Origin of the sequence: Microbacterium sp. NPDC056052, from assembly GCF_042266785.1 — a bacterium.
Lineage (GTDB): Bacteria > Actinomycetota > Actinomycetes > Actinomycetales > Microbacteriaceae > Microbacterium.
Map to the genome: position 1 here is coordinate 149,130 of NZ_JBHJWV010000004.1, position 19,544 is coordinate 168,673.

Here is a 19,544-nt window from a genome sequence, read left to right on the forward strand (position 1 = left end):
CCTTCGTGGCGGCGTCGTGGTGCGGGAGAGGCGAGCGGGTCAGGATGCGCACGGGACGCTCACCTCCAGGCTGGTCGGACCGCCCGCGGGGCTGTCCAGACGGAACGTGCCGCCGGCCGCGAGCACGCGGTTGCCGATCCCGTCGAGGCCGCCGCCCGGCAGCACGGTCGCACCGCCGATGCCGTTGTCCTCGACCCGGGCCCAGAGCGTGCCTCCGTCGCGCACGCGCACGACGACCCGGCATTCGCTGGCCCTGGAGTGCTTGGCCGCGTTGGTGAGCGATTCCGCGATCGTGAAGTACACGGCCGCCTCGGCATCGCGCGAGCACCGCCCGTCGAGCCGCACGTCGAGCACCACCGGCACGGGGGAGCGCCCGGCCAGGGCGGAGAGCGCCGCGTCCAGCCCGCGGTCGTCGAGGACCGAGGCGTGAATTCCGCGGGCGAGCTGACGCAGTTCGGTGATCGCGGCCTTCGTCGAGGTGTGCGCCTCGGCGATGAGCGCCTTGGCGGCCTCCGGATCCGAATCGATCTTCTGCTGCGCCATCCCCAGCGTCATGCCGACGGAGACGAGCCGCGGCTGGACGCCGTCGTGCAGGTCCCGCTCGATGCGGGTGCGCTCGACGTCCGCCGCGCGCACGGCGCCCGCCCGCTGGGCGGTGGTCGTGCGCACCTGCTCGCTGAGGTCGAGGTTGCGATCGGGGGTGGCCACGATGCCCCGCGAGATCACCCGGTGCAGCAGCGCCACGCTGATGATGCCGACGATGCCGGCCGCGGCTCCCGCACCGCCGATGAGCGGAGCCCAGGCGCTCGGGTACCTCGTGCCCCAGCCGGTGTCGACCTCGCCCGACGTGAACAGCGGGGCGAAGGCCGTGACCGCCGACCAGCCGAACCACGCCATGAGCCGCAGCACCAGGGATCCGAGCGCGCACGCGATGGCGAAGTTGGCCAGCGCCCGCCACATCCGGCCATTGTAGGCCTGCCGCCACAGGGAGAGCAGCCAGCCGCCGAAGCCCGGGCGATCGACCGCACGCCAGCGGAGCGCGGGGAGGTCGAATCCATACAGCCCGTTCAGCCGGGCGATCTCGAACCAGGCGACGCCGAACACGGCGTAGACGAGACCCACGAGCACGAGCAGGCCGACGCCGATGAAGCTGAGACCGAAGCCGAGGCCCAGGCCTCCACCGAGGATGCCCATCACTCCGGATCCGACCACGCCGAGGGCGGCGAGCTCGAGGATCGTGAGGAACAGGCGCACCGGGGTGCGCGCCGCCGCGGCGGCAGGACCTGTCGCAGGGGGCGGTGAGTAGGACGGTGCTGTGCTCATGCCTCCACGCTAGAGGCGCGCTCGTGAGCGCGGAACGGAGGAATCCGGGTGATCCCGTTCGGGGTTTCCGTAAGGATCGCGGTTATGCATGCCTTGCCTTGATGGACTCCGGTGCGCACAGGTGCTTACGTGGACCCATGGGTGTCCTGACCCATGTGTCCTCAGCGAACGGAGTGAGACGACGTGACCGCACTGCATCCGCACGAACCGCACGGCACCGGCCTCGGACAGCGCCTGAACTGGCTGCGCGCCGGAGTGCTCGGCGCGAACGACGGCATCGTCTCGGTCGCCTCGCTCGTGGTGGGCGTGGCCGGCGCGACGACCGACAGCGCCGCGCTGCTCGTCGCGGGGCTCGCCGGCCTGATCGGCGGCGCGATCTCGATGGCGCTCGGCGAGTACGTGTCGGTGAGCAGCCAGCGCGACAGCGAGCACGCCCTCATCGCGAAGGAGCGCGAGGAACTGCGCACCATGCCCGAGGCGGAACTCGCCGAACTCGCCGAACTGTACCGTCAGCGCGGTCTCAGCGACGACACCGCCCATCGGGTCGCCGTCGAGCTCACCGCGCACGACGCCCTGGCCGCGCACCTCGAGGTCGAACTCGGCATCGACCAGGACGACCTCGTCAACCCGTGGCACGCGGCGATCTCCTCGGCGATCGCATTCACGGCGGGCGCCATCCTGCCGCTGCTCGCGATCCTGCTGCCGCCGGCGGGCTGGCGCGTCCCGGTCACGTTCGCCGCCGTGCTGGTCGCTCTCGCGGCGACGGGGTTCCTGTCGGCACGGATCGGCGGTTCGAACCCCGCGCGCGCCTCGATCCGACTGGTCATCGGCGGGGCGCTGGCCCTGGTCGCGACATGGCTCATCGGCACGCTGCTGGGGGCCACCGGAGTCGTCTGACGGTAGCCCGCGGCGGGGACGCAGAAGGCCCGGATCCGAGGATCCGGGCCTTCGCTCTGAATGCGTCAGTTCGAGGTGAAGCCGACCAGCAATCCGCCGGTGACCTTGACCGCGAGGTTGTAGATGCCCGCGACGATCGCACCGAGCACCGTGAACACGATGAGGTTGAGGATCGCCACGACGGAGCCGAACGCGAGCACCTGCGGCAGCCCGATGATGGAGCTGAGCTTGGCGCCGTCGGCGATGCCGGCGACGAACTCATCCGCCTTGGCGATCAGCTGCGTGGCGTCCAGCACCAGGTAGATGAGCAGGAAGGAGACCAGCGTCACGATCGCGATGGCGACCGCACCGAGGAACGACAGCTTCACGGCCGACCAGAAGTCGATGTACACCAGGCGCAGGCGCACCTGCTTGCTGGAGGTCTTGCGGGAAGACTTCTTCGCGAGCTTGTCGGCTACTGTGCTCATGCGTCAGTTCCTTCGGGGGCTTCGGGGGATTCTGTCTCGGGGGCCGCGCCGGAGTCCTCGGACTCGTCGTTGTCGGCCAGGCCGCGCTCGGTGTTCCGTGCGATCGCGAGGATCCGATCGTCCTCGGCGGCCCTCGCGAAGACGACGCCCATGGTGTTGCGGCCCTTCGCCGGGACCTCGGCCACGGCAGAGCGTACCACCTTGCCGCTGGCAAGAACCACAAGGACCTCATCGTCCTCCTGGACGATCAGACCCCCCGCCAGAATGCCCCGGTCATCGTTCAGTTTCGCGACCTTGATGCCCTGGCCGCCTCGACCCTGCACCCGGTATTCGTCGACCGAGGTGCGCTTCGCGTAGCCGCCGTCGGTGACCACGAAGACGAAGCCGTCCCCGGTCACGAGCGAGGCGGAGAGCAGGCTGTCGTCCCCGTTGAACCGCATGCCCTTGACGCCCTCGGTCGCGCGCCCCATCGGACGCAGCGCCTCGTCGGTCGCCTGGAAGCGCACCGACATGCCGTGCCGGCTGATCAGCAGGACATCGTCGGTGGCATCGGCGAGGAAGGCGCTCACGAGCTCGTCGTCCTCGCGCAGGCGGATCGCGATGACCCCGCCCTGGCGGTTGGTGTCGTAGTCGCCGAGGCGGCTCTTCTTCACCAGGCCGCCGCGCGTGGCGAGCACCAGGTACTGCGCCGCGTCGTAGTCGCGGATGTCGAGGATCTGCGCGATCTTCTCGTCCGGCTGCAGTGCGAGCAGGTTGGCGACGTGCTGACCCTTCGCGTCGCGACCGGCCTCCGGCACCTCGTAGGTCTTGGTGCGGTAGACCCGGCCCTTGTCCGTGAAGAACAGCAGCCAATGGTGCGTCGTGGTCACGAAGAAGTGCTCGACGAGGTCGTCGGCCCGCAGCTGCGCGCCCTTGACGCCCTTGCCGCCCCGGTGCTGCGAGCGGTAGTTGTCGCTGCGGGTGCGCTTGATGTAGCCCTCACGGGTGACCGTGACGACCATCTCCTCCTCCGCGATGAGGTCTTCCATCGAGACGTCGCCGTCGAATCCGTGCAGGATGTGCGTGCGGCGGTCGTCGCCGAAGCGCTCGACGATCGCGGTGAGCTCCTCGCGGATGATCTCGCGCTGGCGGCCCTCGTCGGCGATGATCTCCTTGTAATCGGCGATCCGCACCTCGAGCTCGTTCGCCTCGTCGATGATCTTCTGACGCTCCATCGCCGCGAGGCGACGCAGCTGCATGTCGAGGATCGCCTGCGCCTGCTCCTCGTCGATGTCGAGGAGGCGCTGCAGGCCCTCGTTCGCCTCCGCCGCGGTGGGCGAGCGGCGGATCAGGGCGATGACCTCATCCAGCGCGTCGAGCGCCTTGAGGTAGCCCTGCAGGATGTGCATGCGCGCCTCGGCCTTGGCCAGGCGGAACTTCGTGCGGCGCACGATGACGTCGATCTGGTGGTCGAGCCAGTGCGTGATGAAGCCGTCGAGCGCGAGCGTGCGCGGCACGCCGTCGACGATCGCGAGCATGTTGGCGCCGAAGTTGTCCTGCAGCTGCGTGTGCTTGTACAGGTTGTTCAGCACGACCTTCGCGACCGCGTCGCGCTTGAGCACGATCACGAGACGCTGGCCGGTGCGGTCGCTGGACTCGTCGCGGATGTCGGCGATGCCCGTGATCTTGCCGTCCCGGGCCAGGTCGCCGATCTTCACCGCGAGGTTGTCGGGGTTCACCTGATACGGCAGCTCGGTGATCACGAGGCACGTGCGGCCCTGGATCTCCTCGACGCCGACGACCGCGCGCATCGTGATGGATCCGCGTCCGGTGCGGTACGCCTCCTGGATTCCCTTGGTGCCCAGGATCTGCGCGCCGGTCGGGAAGTCGGGTCCCGGGATGCGCTGGATCAGGCCCTCGAGCAGCTCCTCGCGCGGAAGCCCGGGGTTCTGCAGCGCCCAGAGCGCGGCGTCCGAGACCTCGCGCAGGTTGTGCGGCGGGATGTTCGTGGCCATGCCGACCGCGATGCCGATCGAGCCGTTCACAAGCAGATTCGGGAACCGCGCCGGCAGGACGTCGGGCTCCTCGGTCTGGCCGTCGTAGTTCGGCGAGAAGTCGACCGTGGCCTCTTCGATGTCGCGCACCATCTCGAGCGCGAGCGGAGCCATCTTGGTCTCGGTGTATCGCGGGGCGGCGGCGCCCATGTTGCCGGGGGAGCCGAAGTTGCCCTGTCCGAGCGCGAGCGGGTAGCGCAGCGACCAGGGCTGCACCAGGCGCACGAGGGTGTCGTAGATCGCCGAGTCGCCGTGCGGGTGGTACTGACCCATGACCTCGCCGACCACGCGGGCACACTTGGAGAACGACTTGTCGGGACGGAATCCACCGTCGTACATGCCATAGATCACGCGGCGGTGCACGGGCTTGAGGCCGTCGCGCACATCGGGCAGCGCGCGGCCGACGATGACCGCCATCGCGTAGTCGAGGTAGGACCGCTGCATCTCCGACTGCAGGTCGACCTGGTCGATCTTGCCGTGGTTGTGCCCTGCGTTCTCTTCGGGGCGCTGTTCGTCAGTCATGAATCAATCTCTCGTGTGGATCGTCGTCGCTCGTGGAGAGGACGGATCAGATGTCGAGGAAGCGGACGTCCTTGGCGTTGCGCTGGATGAAGCTGCGGCGGGACTCGACGTCCTCGCCCATCAGCACGCTGAAGATCTCGTCGGCGGCCGCGGCGTCGTCGATCGTGATCTGACGGAGCGTGCGCGTGGTGTGATCCATCGTGGTCTCCCACAGCTCCTTGGCGTTCATCTCGCCGAGGCCCTTGTAGCGCTGGATGCCCGCTTCCTTCGGGATCCGCTTGCCGTTCGCGAGCCCGTCGTTGAGCAGGGCGTCGCGCTCGGCGTCCGAGTACACGTACTCGTGCGGCGAGTTCGTCCACTTGAGGCGGTACAGCGGCGGCATCGCGAGGAACACGAAACCGGCCTCGATCAGCCCGCGCATGTAGCGGAACAGCAGCGTCAGCAGCAGCGTGGTGATGTGCTGGCCGTCGACATCGGCATCCGCCATGAGCACGATCTTGTGATAGCGCGCCTTCCCGAGGTCGAAGTCCTCGCCGATGCCCGTGCCGAAGGCCTGGATCATCGCCTGGACCTCTTTGTTGGCGAGGGCCTTGTCCAGGCGTGCGCGCTCGACGTTGAGGATCTTGCCGCGCAGCGCCAGGATCGCCTGAGTGTGCGGGTCGCGGCCCTGCACGGCGGAACCGCCGGCCGAGTCGCCCTCCACCAGGAAGATCTCGCTGATGGAGGGATCCTTGCTCGTGCAGTCCTTGAGCTTGTCGGGCATCGCAGCGGACTCGAAGACGCTCTTGCGTCGTGCGGTCTCGCGGGCCTTGCGGGCGGCCATGCGCGCGGTCGCGGCCTCGACGGCCTTCGTCACGACGTTCTTGGCCTGCTTCGGATTGCGCTCGAACCAGTCGCCGAGCTGGTCGCCGACCACCTTCTGGGTGAAGGCCTTCGCCTCGGTGTTGCCGAGCTTGGTCTTGGTCTGGCCCTCGAACTGCGGCTCGCCGAGCTTGATCGAGATGACCGCGGTGAGTCCCTCGCGCACGTCGTCGCCGGTCAGGTTGTCGTCCTTCTCCTTGAGGATGTTGTTGGCGCGCGCGTAGCGGTTGACGAGCGTCGTCAGCGCCGCGCGGAAGCCCTCCTCGTGGGTGCCGCCCTCATGCGTGTTGATCGTGTTCGCGTAGGTGAACACGTTCTCGGTGTATCCGGTCGTCCACTGCATCGCGACCTCGAGCGAGATCTTGCGCGCCGTGTCCTCCGACTCGAAGGCGATGATCTCGTCGTTGACGACCTCGGCCTTGCGCACGTGGTTGAGGTACTCGACGTAGTCCACGAGACCTCGCTCGTAGAAGAAGACGTCGGCGCGCTGGCGGGTGACGACGGTGCCATCGATCTCCTCGTCGACCGTCGCGCCCTCGCGCTCGTCGAGCAGCTCGATGCGCAGGCCCTTGTTCAGGAACGCCATCTGCTGGAAGCGGGTGCGCAGGATGTCGTACTCGAACTCGATGGTCTCGGTGAAGATCTCCGCGTCCGGCCAGAAGGTGATGGCGGTTCCGGTCTCGTCGGTCGGCTCGCCCTTCTCGAGCTGCTGCTGCGGGGCGCCGCCGTTCGCGAAGCGGTGCCGCCAGACGAAGCCCTTCTGCTTGACCTCGACATCGAAACGGGTCGACAGGGCGTTGACCACGGAGGATCCGACGCCGTGCAGACCGCCCGAGACGGCGTAGGCGCCGCCGCCGAACTTGCCTCCGGCGTGCAGGATCGTCAGCACGACCTCGACCGTCGACTTGGTCGGATCGGAGGAGTGCGGATCGACCGGGATGCCGCGCCCGTTGTCGACGACGCGGACGCCGCCGTCGGCGAGCAGCGTGACGAGGATCTTGTCCGCGTAGCCGGCGAGAGCCTCATCGACGGAGTTGTCGACGATCTCGTACACCAGGTGGTGCAGACCCCGGGGCCCGGTCGAGCCGATGTACATGCCGGGGCGCTTGCGCACCGCCTCGAGGCCCTCGAGGATCTGGATCGAGTCGGCGCCGTACTCCACTTCCGGGGCGGGCGCGCTCGACTTCGTCACGGATCCGGGTGCTTCTGCCCCCGTCTGGGTCGATTCGTTCGCGGTCGATTCGTTCGCGTCAGAGGGGGTTTCAGGCGTCATCTGAGAGGAGGCTCCACATCGAAGATCTAGACGCCCAGTCTATCGGAAAGACCCCTTCCTGTCTCGTTGTACGCGCTTCTGCGCGCCTGAAGTCCCCCAGGACGGGATGGATCATGTCCTAACCGTAGGTATCGCGCGGACCGCGCCCTGGAGCGACTCTGGGGCCCCATTTCCACGACGGGACGTCCGGCCCCACGAAGCGGATGTTCTGCACGCCGGCCTCCGGATACCGACGACCGATCTCGGTGATGATGACCGCGCGCATGTACTGCAGGTTCTTCGCCCACGCCGTCGAATCGCACTTGACCGTGAGCATGCCGCCGTCGAGGGACACCGGCTCGGAGTGCTTCGCGGTGTCGGGGCCGGCGAGCTCCGCCCACTGCAGCACCAGATCCTCACGGCTCAGCGCCGCCTCCCAGCCCGCGTCCTTGGTCAGCTTGGCGAGCACATCGCCGAGCGTTCCCGGATCCCGGCCCGCCGTGAACGGAGCGTTCTCGTCGTCGACGAGACGCTTCTTGCGCTTCCAGTTCTTCGAGCTCGGCTTCAGTCCGCGCAGGCGCAGGTAGGTCGCAATGGTCTCCGGCACGTCGATCTCGGCACGCTCAGGGTCGGTCATCGGTCACCTCCTGTCCGGATTCCGGGGAGTCCTGCGTCCCCGACACTGATTCTGCGCCCTCCACCTCGCGTTCGTCCGTGATCGTGCCGGCCGAGACCCGGACCACGTGGCGGTGCAGCACCTCGGGGATGTCCTCCTCGACCGCAGCGGTCACGAGCACCTGCTCGTATCCGGCCGTGATCCCGGCGAGACGGCGGCGGCGCTCGGCGTCGAGCTCGGCGAACACGTCGTCCAGGATGAGAACCGGATCCCCCGCGGGGGACTCGGCGCGCAGGAGCTCGGCCGAGGCCAGACGCAGCGCGAGCGCGATCGACCACGACTCCCCGTGCGAGGCGTAGCCCTTCACCGGGAGGTCACGCACCCGCAGGACGAGGTCGTCGCGGTGCGGCCCGACCAGCGTCAGGCCGCGCTCGAGCTCGGCGGGGCGCTTGGCGACGAGGGCGGTGCGGAACAGCTCGGCCGTGGATCCGGCTCCGGCGTCCTGATCCGGTCCCTGAGCCGGTCGATCCGATCCCTGAGCGGGACGAAGGGCGTCACCCTCCTCCGGGTCTCCGCCGCGGATCGATTGCGCCCAGTGCAGTCGGGGATCGTGGTCCTCACCCGCGATCGCCGAGTAGGCATCGGCGAGACCGGGCTGCAGGTCGGCGGCGAGGCGGGACCGCGCGTCGATGATCTCGGATCCGAGCGCGATGAGCTTGTCGTCCCAGACGTCGAGCGTCGTCAATGCCTCGGCCTTCATGCCGCGGGCACGCGCGGACTTCAACAGCGCGGTGCGCTGGCGTAGCACCCGGTCGTAGTCGCCGAGCACGGCCGACATGCGCGGAGTGCGCTGGATCAGCAGCTGATCGGCGAAGCGGCGCCGGGCCGACGGATCCCCGCGCACGATCTGCAGATCCTCCGGCGCGAACAGCACGACGTGCGCGTACCGGGGCAGGTCCGCGGTACGTCCTGGTGCGCCGTTGACGCGCGCCTTGTTCGATCCCTGACGGTTGATCTGAACCTCGATCAGGACTTTTCTCTGCCCGTGTGCGAGCCGAGCCCGGACGATGGCGGCATCGTGGCCGTCGCGCACCATGGGCGCATCCGACGACACCCGGTGCGAGCCGAGCGTGGCGAGGAAGACGATCGCCTCGGCGAGATTCGTCTTGCCCTGGCCATTGCGGCCGACGAGCACGTTCGGCCCGCGGTGCAGCGTGAGTTCGGCGGTCGCGTAATTGCGGAAATCCACGAGGCTGAGATGCTCCACAATCACCCGAGCAACCTTACCCGCGGGCCCCGACACCCGGATCTGCCGGAGGTTCCGGGCCGGAGATGCCTCGCCCGCATCAGGACGGCGGGCGAGGCGAGGCTCAGCGGAGCAGGAGGTTCGGCTGCAGCAGGTACTTGAACGAGTCGAGACCCGCCTGGTCGACCGAGGTCTGGCTCGTGATCAGCACGGGGCTGAGCTTGTTCGCGTTGTCGGACGAGGTGAACGTGACGCGCACGAACTCGCTCTTGAGCGCACCGAGCGCCTCGAGCAGGTACTGCGGGTTCAGGCCGAGGGTGACCTCTTCGCCGTTGAGGTGCGCGTCGACCGACTCGGAGGCGCGGGCCTGCTCTCCGCCGGAGGCGTCCATCGTCACATCCGAGGTCTCGAAGGTGAACCGCAGCGGGGCGGACCGGTCCAGCACGAGCGCGACACGGCGCACGGCCTCGGTGAGGTCAGCGGTGCTGACGACCGCGTGGTGATCCGTCTGCTCCGGGAAAAGCCTTCTGACCGGGGGGAAGTTGCCCTTGATGAGCAGTGACGTCACGGTTTTGTTGCCCGCGGTGAACGCGATGATCTCGCGGTCGCCGGCGCCGGAGAACGAGATCTGGATCGTGCCGGCGTGACCGAAGGTCTTGCCGACCTCCTGCAGGGTGCGGGCCGGGACGAGCGCCGTCTGCTCCGCGGCTTCGCCGTCCCAGGGCACGTCGCGCAGCGACACCCGGTAGCGGTCGGTGGCCACGAGGCTCAGCGTGTTCTCGCTGACCTCGAGTTGCACGCCGGTGAGCACGGGGGTGACGTCATCGCGCGAAGCGGCGAAGGCGACCTGCGCGATCGCGGTGCCGAAGTCCTCGGCGGGAACGACACCGCTCGTACCGGTGACCTCGGGGATCGAGGGATATTCCTCGACCGGCATGGCCGCGAGGGTGAAGCGCGCCGATCCGCAGCGCACGGCGATGCCGCCGTCCTCTTCGACGGAGATCTCGATCGGGGCGTTCGGCAGACGGCTGGCGATGTCGGAGAGAAGACGGCCGTGCACGAGGATCGTGCCCGGCTCGTCGACGGTGGCCTCGATCGTGGTCCGTGCAGACGCCTCGTAGTCGAAGGCCGAGAGGGTGAGCCCCTCGTCACCGGCTTCGATCAGCACTCCGGCCAGGATCGGCTGCGGGTTGCGCTGAGGCAGCAGCTTGACGACGAAGGACACAGCTTCGCTGAAGACATCGCGATTGACCTGGAACCTCACCGGCGCCCCTCCGTCTACTGAATGCGGAGGATGACACGTTTCTCCGCCCCCTGGAACACACCAGGGGATCCCATGCTAATGCCCCGCGGCGTCAGGTCCAGGTCGAAGTGCTCCGGATCCGGATCCATCCCCAGCCGGGCACCGGGTGGTGATCGATGGACGGAGATTCGAAAGGAGTTCTTAACGGTGTTAACGCCTGTGGATACTGTGGATAACTCTGGGGATGCTTTGCGGCTCTAGGGAACTACAAACATGTGAGTTGTGGAGACCCTGCGGAAACAGTGGGGTCTCGAGGGGTCGTGCCCGGATCGGATTCCCCGAGTTATCCACAGATCGTGGTTCCGGATGGGGATCCCACGCCGTCCTGATCCCGAGATATCCCCAAGTTATCCACATGTGGACTTCCGGGCGAGGCGGATGCCGGAATTCGCGGCGGGGACGCCGAACGGACCTCTCCGGCCGTCCTGGGGCCGGAGGGAGAGGGCTGGGCGAAGAGGGAGTCTCAGCGACGGCTGAGCTGGGCGGTGATCTCGGTCACCTGGTTGAAGATGGCGCGACGCTCCTTCATGAGCTCGCTGATCTTCTTGTACGCGTACATCACGGTGGTGTGGTCGCGATTGCCGAAGAGCTGGCCGATCTTCGGGAGGGAGAGGTTGGTCCTCTCGCGGCAGAGGTACATGGCGATCTGCCGCGCGGTCGCGATCTGCTGCGACCGGCTGGATCCGTACAGGTCGTCCTCGGAGAGCTTGAAGTAGTTCGCCGTCGTCGTAATGATGTCGGTCGGCGAGACGATGCTGTCCTCGTCCTGGTCGACGATGTCGCGCAGCGCGGTCTGCGCGGTGGCGATGTCGAGGGCGGAGCGGTTGAGGTTCGCGAACGCCGTGGCGCGGATCAGCGCGCCCTCGAGCTCGCGGATGTTGGACGAGACCTTCGTCGCGATGTACTCGAGCACGTCGTCCGGCACATGCAGCTGCTCGCTCTGCGCCTTCTTGCGGAGGATCGCGATCCGCGTCTCGAGGTCGGGCGCCTGCACATCGGTGATGAGGCCCCACTCGAACCGGCTGCGCATCCGCTCCTCGAAGCCGGTGAGGTGCTTCGGCGGCAGGTCGCTCGTGATCACGACCTGCTTGTTGTGGTCGTGCAGCTGGTTGAAGGTGTGGAAGAACGCCTCCTGGGTCTCCGCACGGCCCTGCAGGAACTGGATGTCGTCGATCATCAGGATGTCGACCTCGCGGTAGCGCGCCTGGAAGGCGGATCCGCGGTTGTTCGCGATCGAGTTGATGAAGTCGTTCGTGAACTCCTCGCTGGACACGTACCGCACCTTGACCCCGGCGTACAGGGACTGCGCGTAGTCGCCGATCGCGTGCAGCAGGTGGGTCTTGCCGAGCCCCGGTCCTCCGTAGATGAACAGCGGGTTGTAGGCCTTGGCGGGTGCTTCGGCCACGGCGACCGCCGCGGCATGTGCGAAGCGGTTGGACTGTCCGATGACGAAGTTGTCGAAGACGTACTTCGGGTTCAACCGCGACTCATGGCGGGTCGGTGTCGGCTGCTGCTCGATGGGGGAGTCGACGCGGGCCGGCTCTTGCCTGCCGGACACGAAGTCGGCGACCGGGATCGGGAGGGTCTGCTGCTCGACCATGTCGTGGTTGACGGTGACGCGGAAGGAGGTGACCTCGTCGCCGATCCGGGCGAGTGCTTCCATGATCGGCAGGCGAAGGCGCTTGTTGATCTGCCCCGCGGTGAGATCGTTCGGCACCTCGAGGTAGAGAGTGGCCGTCATCACGCCCGCGGGTACGGCCAGATTGAGGAACCCCTGCAGAGGTGCGGTGACGCGTTCGTCACGGGCGAGCTCCACGAGAATTTCGTCCCAGATGGGGACCTCGGACTCTGCGGCTGCGGACATGGTTCCCCCGGCGACTCGGCACAGCGGGCGGACCTGGACACGCTGCCTGTGGATAACTGCTCGTGCAACGGTAGTCAGCCGGGGCCGCGAGGGCAACCTGCGACTGGGGACGACGGACGGCGTGTCCCTGTTGAAGGATCCCTCCACAGGTGTGGATAATGATCCTTTCTCCCCCTCGGTTTGCGATGTCGGGGTCTACGTCGTAGCCTTAATCGGTTGACTTATGCCATTTCGGCAGTCTTTGTCCACCGTCTCCGGCCGCATCGATCCCGGTGACAGCTTCCCTTCTCCGGAGAAATCATGAGCAAGCGCACTTTCCAGCCCAACAACCGTCGTCGCGCCAAGAAGCACGGTTTCCGTGCCCGCATGCGCACCCGCGCCGGCCGCGCCATCCTCTCGGCCCGTCGCACGAAGGGCCGTGTCGAGCTCTCGGCGTAACCCGTGCTCGCCCGCCCGCATCGCCTCGTCCGCGGGTCCGACTACCGCACGGTGGTTCGGCGCGGGCGGCGATACGGCGGGCCGCGGTTGGTCGTCTCGGTGCTCGACACCGGTGAGCAGCGCCCCGTGCGCTTCGGCTTCATTGTGAGCAAGCAGGTGGGAAACGCAGTGACCCGGAACACCGTCCGGCGACGCCTGAAGGACGCGTGCGCCCGTCAGCTCCCACTGCCCGACGGCGTCGACATCGTCATCCGCGCCCTGCCCTCTGCGGCAGAGGCGCCTTTCGTCGATTTACTCTCGGATCTCGGACGGGCCGTCGAACGAGGTGTGCGATGAGTGCTCTTCCTGCGTACTCACGGGGAACGGCGCATCTGCACGCCGCCGACGCGCTGCGGGCGGTTCCGCTGGTGCCCCGCAACCTCGCGCTGGGGTTCCTCACCGCCTATCGCGCGGTGGTGTCGCCGCTCTATGGCGATGTCTGTGCGTACTACCCATCGTGTTCCGCCTACGCTGTAGGTGCGGTGCAGCAGCACGGCGCGGTGAAGGGCGCAGGTCTCTCGGCGTGGCGGATCCTGCGCTGCAATCCCTGGAGCCACGGCGGCGTGGACGACGTGCCACCGCATTCCGACTTCCGACACGCCCTCACGCCACGAGGATTCGTCGTACCCTCCCGAAAGGACTGATCAGTGGGTTCCGACCTCCTGTTTGCCGCGTCAACGACGCCCGCTGCCTCGAGCGGCGGCTTCGATCTGCTCGGCATCGTCATGTGGCCGTTCAAGGCGCTGGTCGAGGCGATCCTCGTCGCCTGGCACTGGCTGTTCACCACGATCGGCATGCCGGGCGCCGCCGGCCTCACCTGGGTGCTGTCCATCGTCGGTCTCGTGCTGGTGATCCGCGCCGCGGTCTTCCCGCTCTTCGTGCGGCAGATCAAGAGCCAGCGCAAGATGATGGAAATCGCTCCTGAACTGAAGAAAGTTCAGGAGAAGTACAAGGGCAAGCGCGATCAGCTGAGCCGTGAGGCGATGAGTCGCGAGACCATGGCGCTGTACAAGAAGCACGGCACGACGCCGATGTCGAGCTGTCTTCCGCTTCTGGTGCAGATGCCCTTCCTGCTCGGCATGTTCTACACGCTGAGCGATGTGAAGAAGCACGCCCTGGCGGGTGAAGGCGGCGTCTGGCTGCTGACGAAGCAGCTGACCAAGCAGTTCTACGACGCGACTCTCTTCGGTGTCGCTCCGCTGCACACGAGCCTCACCGACGCCGTGCAGCAGCGGCCGGCGGGCTGGGAGACCACCGTCGCGATCCTCGTCGTGCTGGTCATCCTCATGATCGGATCCCAGTTCTTCACGCAGCTGCAGATCATCTCGAAGAACCTGTCGCCCGAGGCCAAGACCGGCCAGGCGTATCAGATGCAGAAGATCATGCTCTACATCCTTCCCCTGGGCTTCATCTTCTCCGGTCTGTTCTTCCCCCTCGGCGTGGTCATCTACTGGTTCATCAGCAACCTGTGGACCATGGGACAGCAGTTCCTCGTGCTGCGGGAGATGCCGACACCCGGATCCGATGCCGCCAAGGCGCGGGAGGAGCGGCTCGCCCGCAAGGGCAAGGCGATCAACTCCGAGGGCAAGGTCGTGCCCATGGCGACCTATGAGGCCGAGCAGCAGAAGATGCTCGAGGACGCAGAGCGTCTGCGGGCGCAGCAGCCCAAGCGACAGCAGCCGAAGAGCGCCAAGCGCGCGAAGCGTGACCAGGACAAGACCCCGAACGGAGACAAGGCATGACCGAGCAGGATGTCGCCGAGCCGACCGTGTCCGATCTCGAGAATGAGGGCGATGTCGCCGCGGACTTCATCGAGGGTCTGCTGGACATCGCTGACATCGACGGTGATCTGACCCTGGACGTCAAGCAGGGGCGGGCATACGTCTCAGTCGAGGCAGAGGGCGACGGTCTCCGCCTGCTGTCCGCTCCCGAGACGGTGCAGGCACTGCAGGAGCTCACCCGCCTCGCGGTGCAGAGCAGCACGGGATCCTTCTCCCGCGTGATCCTGGATGTGGCCGGATCCCGTGACGCCCGTCGCTCGCAGCTCGAGCGCCTGGTCGATTCGGCTGTCGCGAAGCTCGACGAGGGTGCGTCGCAGGCGTCCCTGCCCTCGATGTCCAGCTACGAGCGGAAGCTCGTCCATGACATCGTGGCGGAGCGCGGTCTCATCTCCGAGTCCTACGGTGACGGCCTGACTCGGCACACGGTCATCCGCCGGCACTGACGTTCCACGTGAAACATGTCTGAATCGATGTCGTCCGAGCTCGAGCAGGAGCCGGCTGTCGCGTCGACGCTGTTCGGCGATCGGATCGAGCTCGCGCGTGCCTTCACTGCCGCGCTGGCCGAGCAGGGGGAGGAGCGGGGCCTGATCGGCCCGCTCGAGGTGCCACGACTGTGGACACGACATGTCCTCAACAGTGCGATCGCGGCACCGCTGTTCCATGGCACTGTTGCGGATGTCGGATCCGGTGCGGGGCTGCCCGGTATCGTGCTCGCGATCGCACGACCCGATGTGCAGTTCACGCTCATCGAGCCGATGGAGCGCCGTGTCACCTGGCTCGACGAGCAGGTCACGGCACTGGGTCTCTCGAACGTGTCCGTCGTGCGCGGACGCGCGGAAGAAGTGGGCCTCACCGGGACTTTTGATATGGTCACCGCCCGAGCTGTGAGCGCGCTGCGCACACTTCTCCCGTGGACCGCACCCCTCGCCCGCAACGGGGGAGAGCTCGCGCTGCTCAAGGGCATCAACGCTGTGAATGAGATCACCGCGGCGCAGAAGCAGATCCGCAAGTTCCTGTTGAGCGACGTGCGGGTCGAAGTCCTCGGTGAGGGCGTGCTCGCGGAGACGACGCGGGTGCTGCGCGCTACCGTCCGCGGCTGAGTCCCGGCCGCCAACTGTCCCCTTCATCGTTCGGGCTTCGTGGCGGCAGGATCGACAGGTCACGCCCGGGCTGCGGGATGTGACGTCGACGAATGGGCGGGTTCCCTCCCGCTGCGCGGGCCCCTCCCGATATTCGTCGACGTCACATCCCTCCGCCCTTCCTCACAGACGGATGGCTGTCCGCGTTGCGCGCGGGGGTACCCAACGCCACCGCGTTTCACGTGAAACGTCCGTGTGAGCCAGAAGCGCACGCATTCGGGCCGTGTTCGCTTCGGTAGGGGTGCGCCTTCAGAGGTACACATGACTTACGTGCCCCATCGGTGGCGGCCGTTTCACGTGAAACATGTCTTCTCTCTGCCGACTCCCCATCCATGTACTGTGGCCCCCTCCTACAAGGCAACTGTCCCCGGCAGGGGAGGGCGCAGGGGTGTGCGGGTGGCGAATATCGGGAGGGGCCCGCGCAGCGGGAAGGAACCCGATCATTCGTCACCCGCACACCCCTGCGCCCGGGTACTCAACGAGCCGCGAAACAAGGACGACGGACTCATGGGGTCGAAGCCCTTCCCTCACCCATGTTTCACGTGAAACATCACCCCGATTCGTGGACACGGGAGGGGATTGTCGGCCGCACAAGTTAGAGTGGAGACTCCGTCGTTTCCGCGTCGGAGATCGTCGAAAGGAGTGGATGTTTCACGTGAAACAGTCCTCAAGCACCTCGACTGCTGGATACGGCGTGGACACCCCCCTGGCGCGAGAACTCGCGGATCTGACCGCTCGCCGCAGGGCACTGGATTCCGTCACGGTTCGTTTCGATGGACCGACGCGCGTCTTCACGATCTCGAATCAGAAGGGCGGCGTCGGCAAGACGACGACCGCGGTGAACATCGCTGCGGCGATGGCCGATCTCGGCGCGAAGGTCCTCGTGATCGACCTGGATCCGCAGGGGAACGCCTCGACAGCACTAGGGGTGCCGCACACGGCGGACCTGCAGAGCATCTACGACGTCCTGATCAGCGATGTCCCCCTTGCGGATGTCGTGCAGGAGAGCCCGGAATCGCCGAATCTGCTGTGCGCCCCGAGCACGATCCATCTTGCTGGCGCGGAGATCGAGCTTGTGTCCCAGGTCGCGAGAGAGCATCGTCTGCGTACTGCACTCAACGACTACCTGGCTGCGCACCCCGCCGACGTCGTGATCATCGACTGCCCGCCTTCGCTGGGCTTGCTCACGATCAACGCGTTCACGGCGGCGACCGAGGTCATGATCCCGATTCAGTGCGAGTACTACGCATTGGAGGGCCTGAGCCAGCTGCTCGGCAACATCCGGATGATCCAGAAGCATCTGAATCCGGAGCTCACCATGTCGACGATTCTTCTGACGATGTTCGATGGACGCACGCGTCTCGCCCAGCAGGTCGCGGAGGAGGTGCGCGGTCATTTCCCTGACGAGGTCCTGGACACCGTGATCCCGCGCTCGGTGCGCGTCTCCGAGGCCCCGAGTTTCGGTCAGACGGTGATCGCCTACGACGGACAGTCGGTGGGTGCGGTCGCCTACCGGGAAGCAGCAGTGGAGATCGCCCGTCGGGCGACCGAAAACGAGAAGGGGCACTGATGGCCAAACGCACAGGACTCGGCCGGGGGATCGGCGCACTCATCCCCACCTCGGATGCCACGGAGCGTCCTGTCGACGTGTTCTTCCCGGGCGCACGCATCGAGGCGGCGCCGGATTCCGCCGCGGCAGTCACGGTGTCGGAGCCGGAAGAGGACCTCATCGCGGTGCCCGGTGCTCGTTTGATCCGCGTGGATCCGCACGATATCGTGCCGAACCCGCGCCAGCCGCGTACGCACTTCCATGAGGGAGACCTCGCGGAGCTCGTGCACAGCGTGCGGGAGTTCGGTGTGCTGCAGCCCGTCGTGGTGCGTCAGAACGAAGACGGCAAGTACGAGCTCATCATGGGGGAGCGGCGCACCCGTGCGGCGCGCGAGGCCGGGCTGGAGTCCATTCCCGCGATCCTGCGCGAGACGGCGGACGAGGATCTACTGCGCGACGCGCTGCTCGAGAACCTGCACCGTTCGCAGCTGAACCCCTTGGAGGAGGCATCCGCCTACCAGCAGCTGCTCGAGGACTTCGGCATCACGCAGGAGGCCCTTGCGCAGCGCATCGGCCGTTCGCGACCGCAGGTGAGCAACACGATCCGCCTGCTGCGCCTGCCGGTTCCCGTGCAGCAGCGCGTCGCCGCCGGCGTGCTGTCGGCCGGGCACGCGAGGGCGATCCTGTCCCTGGATGATGCCGACCTCATGCAGCGGCTGGCGGACAAGGTCGTGAATGAGGATCTCTCGGTGCGCGCCACCGAGGAGGCCGCGAAGACGATCGCTGCCGCGGGCACTGTCGCGAGGTCGGTCAAGCCGCAGGCCGGCGCACGCCGTGCCTATCTGGATGACGTCGCAGGGAAGCTCGGCGATCGCCTGAACACTCGTGTCCAGATCGCTCTGGGAGCAAGGAAAGGCCAGGTCAAGATCGAGTTCGCATCGATCCAGGACCTGAATCGCATCCTTTCCGAGATCGGCGAAGAAGGATTCGGTTCCTAAGGGACCGCCCTGCATCCCTCGCCCGCTTCGGAGGCCCGGTGATGATCTGCGCGAGCGGATCCTCCGGGCCTTCGTTCATCCCGATCCGCGTAGGCTTGGGGGGTGACTGAATCTCCGACCCGTCGTGCCAGCCTCGAAGTGCTGCGCGCCGAAGCGGCGGATGAGTTGGCTGTCCTCGTCCAGGAGCGGCTGCTCGGGGGAGAGGACCCGTGGGCCTTCATGGAGGAGCTGCCCAGCGTCGATGAGCTGGTCGTCTTCCTGTTGCGCGCCGATGAGATCGTCGAGAGCGGTGGTGTCCGCCCGGACGAGGCCGGCAACTTCGACGTGCTCCGTCGGATCGCCCTCGACTACCCGGAACTCACCCCGATCGTCTGGGGCCTGCTCGGCGACGGGCCGAAGTACCGTCGGTGGGATCTGCTCGCAGACGACGCCCGTCCCTGACGGACTCGGTTCAGCGACGTTTCACGTGAAACATCGCAGAATCCCCGGTGGCGCCCTGACGTGAACGCCGGGGAAGTCCGGTCCGACGCCGAGCGATTCCGTACCCAGATCCGGCCTGAGCCGCTCGATCAGCTCGGCGAGCCTTCTCTTCGAACCGAACATCCTGCCCCTCCCTCGCGCCTGAGGCGGAGTCTCAGCGTGGCGCGAGGGGGTGACCGCGATCATAGGGAGATGTCCGCCGTCGGATGGGCTGGTCCCCGTCGCTCGCGCGAGGCAGGCTGCCATGGTGTTCGCCACACCGGCCGTTTCACGTGAAACCATCAGGCCCTGGTCTGGAGACATGTCAGGGCTAACGGCAGGGGAGTGGCGTGTTTCACGTGAAACATCACGCGAACGACGAAGCCCGCCCTCCGGAGGAGAGCGGGCTTCGAAGCGATCGGGCGGGATCAGCCGAGGAACGCGGCCAGATCCTGCTCGAGGGCGAACTTCGGCTTGGCGCCGATGATCGTGGTCTTGACCTCGCCGCCCTGGAAGACCTTCATCGCCGGGATCGACGTGATCTGGTACTTCATGGCGAGATCGGGGTTCTCGTCCACGTTGAGCTTGAGGATGGTGATCTTGTCGCCGTTCTCGGACTGGATCTGGTCCAGGACGGGCGCGACCATGCGACAGGGACCGCACCACTCGGCCCAGAAGTCGACCAGAATGGGGCCATCGGCCTGAAGCACGTCCTGCTCCCAGGTCGCCTGGCTGGTTGCCTTGGCAGTCATGATTC

At 67.0% G+C, this 19,544-nt stretch carries 19 protein-coding genes; 10 read left to right on the plus strand and 9 right to left on the minus strand.

The annotated features are described in order from the left end of the window. Window positions 1-39: 39 nt before the first annotated feature. A complete protein-coding gene (locus ACFC1J_RS09675; protein ID WP_375904767.1) occupies window positions 40-1,323 on the minus strand; it encodes a sensor histidine kinase in 1,284 nt (427 codons plus the stop codon). A gap of 183 nt (window positions 1,324-1,506) precedes the next feature. On the opposite strand from ACFC1J_RS09675, the gene ACFC1J_RS09680 reads away from it, so the two are divergent. After that, window positions 1,507-2,220, plus strand: a complete 714-nt coding sequence (locus ACFC1J_RS09680; protein WP_375904769.1) for a VIT family protein — start codon at window positions 1,507-1,509, stop codon at window positions 2,218-2,220. A gap of 65 nt (window positions 2,221-2,285) precedes the next feature. On the opposite strand, the gene ACFC1J_RS09685 is transcribed toward ACFC1J_RS09680, so the two are convergent. From ACFC1J_RS09685 to dnaA, 7 genes are all read right to left on the minus strand, one after another. After that, complete coding sequence (locus tag ACFC1J_RS09685) at window positions 2,286-2,687, minus strand: DUF3566 domain-containing protein (protein ID WP_375904771.1); 402 nt, start codon at window positions 2,685-2,687, stop codon at window positions 2,286-2,288. After that, on the minus strand, window positions 2,684-5,242 hold the full coding sequence (gyrA, locus tag ACFC1J_RS09690; protein ID WP_375904773.1) for a DNA gyrase subunit A: 2,559 nt from the start codon (window positions 5,240-5,242) through the stop codon (window positions 2,684-2,686). Before gyrA ends, ACFC1J_RS09685 begins: the two co-directional genes overlap by 4 nt. Before the next feature lie 46 nt (window positions 5,243-5,288). After that, a complete protein-coding gene (gyrB, locus tag ACFC1J_RS09695) occupies window positions 5,289-7,376 on the minus strand; it encodes a DNA topoisomerase (ATP-hydrolyzing) subunit B (protein WP_375904775.1) in 2,088 nt (695 codons plus the stop codon). Window positions 7,377-7,494: 118 nt separating this feature from the next. Continuing rightward, complete coding sequence (locus tag ACFC1J_RS09700; protein ID WP_375904777.1) at window positions 7,495-7,992, minus strand: DUF721 domain-containing protein; 498 nt, start codon at window positions 7,990-7,992, stop codon at window positions 7,495-7,497. Next, window positions 7,979-9,244: a DNA replication/repair protein RecF gene (recF, locus tag ACFC1J_RS09705; protein WP_375904779.1), complete on the minus strand. Its 1,266-nt coding sequence runs from the start codon at window positions 9,242-9,244 to the stop codon at window positions 7,979-7,981. Before recF ends, ACFC1J_RS09700 begins: the two co-directional genes overlap by 14 nt. A 97-nt stretch (window positions 9,245-9,341) precedes the next feature. Beyond that, on the minus strand, window positions 9,342-10,481 hold the full coding sequence (gene dnaN / locus ACFC1J_RS09710) for a DNA polymerase III subunit beta (RefSeq protein ID WP_375904780.1): 1,140 nt from the start codon (window positions 10,479-10,481) through the stop codon (window positions 9,342-9,344). 502 nt (window positions 10,482-10,983) lie between these two features. Beyond that, a complete protein-coding gene (gene dnaA, locus ACFC1J_RS09715) occupies window positions 10,984-12,384 on the minus strand; it encodes a chromosomal replication initiator protein DnaA (RefSeq protein WP_375904782.1) in 1,401 nt (466 codons plus the stop codon). A gap of 300 nt (window positions 12,385-12,684) precedes the next feature. Here dnaA and rpmH point away from each other — a divergent pair, with 300 nt between their 5' ends. The 9 genes from rpmH to ACFC1J_RS09760 all read left to right on the plus strand — a co-directional run bounded on the left by rpmH (window position 12,685) and on the right by ACFC1J_RS09760 (window position 18,769). Beyond that, window positions 12,685-12,822, plus strand: a complete 138-nt coding sequence (rpmH, locus tag ACFC1J_RS09720) for a 50S ribosomal protein L34 (RefSeq protein WP_105689046.1) — start codon at window positions 12,685-12,687, stop codon at window positions 12,820-12,822. Window positions 12,823-12,825: 3 nt separating this feature from the next. After that, a complete protein-coding gene (gene rnpA / locus ACFC1J_RS09725; RefSeq protein WP_375904785.1) occupies window positions 12,826-13,158 on the plus strand; it encodes a ribonuclease P protein component in 333 nt (110 codons plus the stop codon). Next, on the plus strand, window positions 13,155-13,505 hold the full coding sequence (gene yidD, locus ACFC1J_RS09730) for a membrane protein insertion efficiency factor YidD (RefSeq protein ID WP_375904787.1): 351 nt from the start codon (window positions 13,155-13,157) through the stop codon (window positions 13,503-13,505). Before rnpA ends, yidD begins: the two co-directional genes overlap by 4 nt. A gap of 3 nt (window positions 13,506-13,508) precedes the next feature. Then, the gene (yidC, locus tag ACFC1J_RS09735; protein ID WP_375904789.1) at window positions 13,509-14,603 is read left to right on the plus strand and encodes a membrane protein insertase YidC; all 1,095 of its coding nucleotides are present in this window, start codon (window positions 13,509-13,511) and stop codon (window positions 14,601-14,603) included. Continuing rightward, a complete protein-coding gene (locus ACFC1J_RS09740; RefSeq protein ID WP_375904791.1) occupies window positions 14,600-15,085 on the plus strand; it encodes a protein jag in 486 nt (161 codons plus the stop codon). The genes yidC and ACFC1J_RS09740 overlap by 4 nt, the downstream gene beginning before the upstream one ends. Window positions 15,086-15,100: 15 nt before the next feature. Next, complete coding sequence (gene rsmG / locus ACFC1J_RS09745; RefSeq protein ID WP_375904793.1) at window positions 15,101-15,742, plus strand: 16S rRNA (guanine(527)-N(7))-methyltransferase RsmG; 642 nt, start codon at window positions 15,101-15,103, stop codon at window positions 15,740-15,742. 685 nt (window positions 15,743-16,427) lie between these two features. Further along, window positions 16,428-17,351 (plus strand): ParA family protein, encoded by a 924-nt coding sequence (locus ACFC1J_RS09750; protein ID WP_375904795.1) that lies wholly within the window; start codon window positions 16,428-16,430, stop codon window positions 17,349-17,351. Continuing rightward, on the plus strand, window positions 17,351-18,328 hold the full coding sequence (locus tag ACFC1J_RS09755) for a ParB/RepB/Spo0J family partition protein (RefSeq protein WP_375904797.1): 978 nt from the start codon (window positions 17,351-17,353) through the stop codon (window positions 18,326-18,328). The genes ACFC1J_RS09750 and ACFC1J_RS09755 overlap by 1 nt, the downstream gene beginning before the upstream one ends. A 102-nt stretch (window positions 18,329-18,430) precedes the next feature. Next, complete coding sequence (locus tag ACFC1J_RS09760) at window positions 18,431-18,769, plus strand: tryptophan synthase subunit alpha (protein ID WP_105689053.1); 339 nt, start codon at window positions 18,431-18,433, stop codon at window positions 18,767-18,769. Between the two features lie 446 nt (window positions 18,770-19,215). On the opposite strand, the gene trxA is transcribed toward ACFC1J_RS09760, so the two are convergent. Beyond that, window positions 19,216-19,539: a thioredoxin gene (gene trxA, locus ACFC1J_RS09765; protein WP_292717765.1), complete on the minus strand. Its 324-nt coding sequence runs from the start codon at window positions 19,537-19,539 to the stop codon at window positions 19,216-19,218. Window positions 19,540-19,544: the final 5 nt, after the last annotated feature.

Coding starts and splice junctions, on each gene's coding strand:
- yidD (WP_375904787.1), top strand. CDS start 13,155: ATGAGTGCTCTTCCTGCGTACTCACGGGGAACGGCGCATCTGCACGCC.
- gyrB (WP_375904775.1), bottom strand. CDS start 7,376: ATGACGCCTGAAACCCCCTCTGACGCGAACGAATCGACCGCGAACGAA.
- ACFC1J_RS09740 (WP_375904791.1), top strand. CDS start 14,600: ATGACCGAGCAGGATGTCGCCGAGCCGACCGTGTCCGATCTCGAGAAT.
- rpmH (WP_105689046.1), top strand. CDS start 12,685: ATGAGCAAGCGCACTTTCCAGCCCAACAACCGTCGTCGCGCCAAGAAG.
- ACFC1J_RS09700 (WP_375904777.1), bottom strand. CDS start 7,992: ATGACCGACCCTGAGCGTGCCGAGATCGACGTGCCGGAGACCATTGCG.
- ACFC1J_RS09750 (WP_375904795.1), top strand. CDS start 16,428: ATGTTTCACGTGAAACAGTCCTCAAGCACCTCGACTGCTGGATACGGC.
- gyrA (WP_375904773.1), bottom strand. CDS start 5,242: ATGACTGACGAACAGCGCCCCGAAGAGAACGCAGGGCACAACCACGGC.
- ACFC1J_RS09675 (WP_375904767.1), bottom strand. CDS start 1,323: ATGAGCACAGCACCGTCCTACTCACCGCCCCCTGCGACAGGTCCTGCC.
- rsmG (WP_375904793.1), top strand. CDS start 15,101: ATGTCTGAATCGATGTCGTCCGAGCTCGAGCAGGAGCCGGCTGTCGCG.
- dnaA (WP_375904782.1), bottom strand. CDS start 12,384: ATGTCCGCAGCCGCAGAGTCCGAGGTCCCCATCTGGGACGAAATTCTC.
- ACFC1J_RS09755 (WP_375904797.1), top strand. CDS start 17,351: ATGGCCAAACGCACAGGACTCGGCCGGGGGATCGGCGCACTCATCCCC.
- trxA (WP_292717765.1), bottom strand. CDS start 19,539: ATGACTGCCAAGGCAACCAGCCAGGCGACCTGGGAGCAGGACGTGCTT.
- ACFC1J_RS09685 (WP_375904771.1), bottom strand. CDS start 2,687: ATGAGCACAGTAGCCGACAAGCTCGCGAAGAAGTCTTCCCGCAAGACC.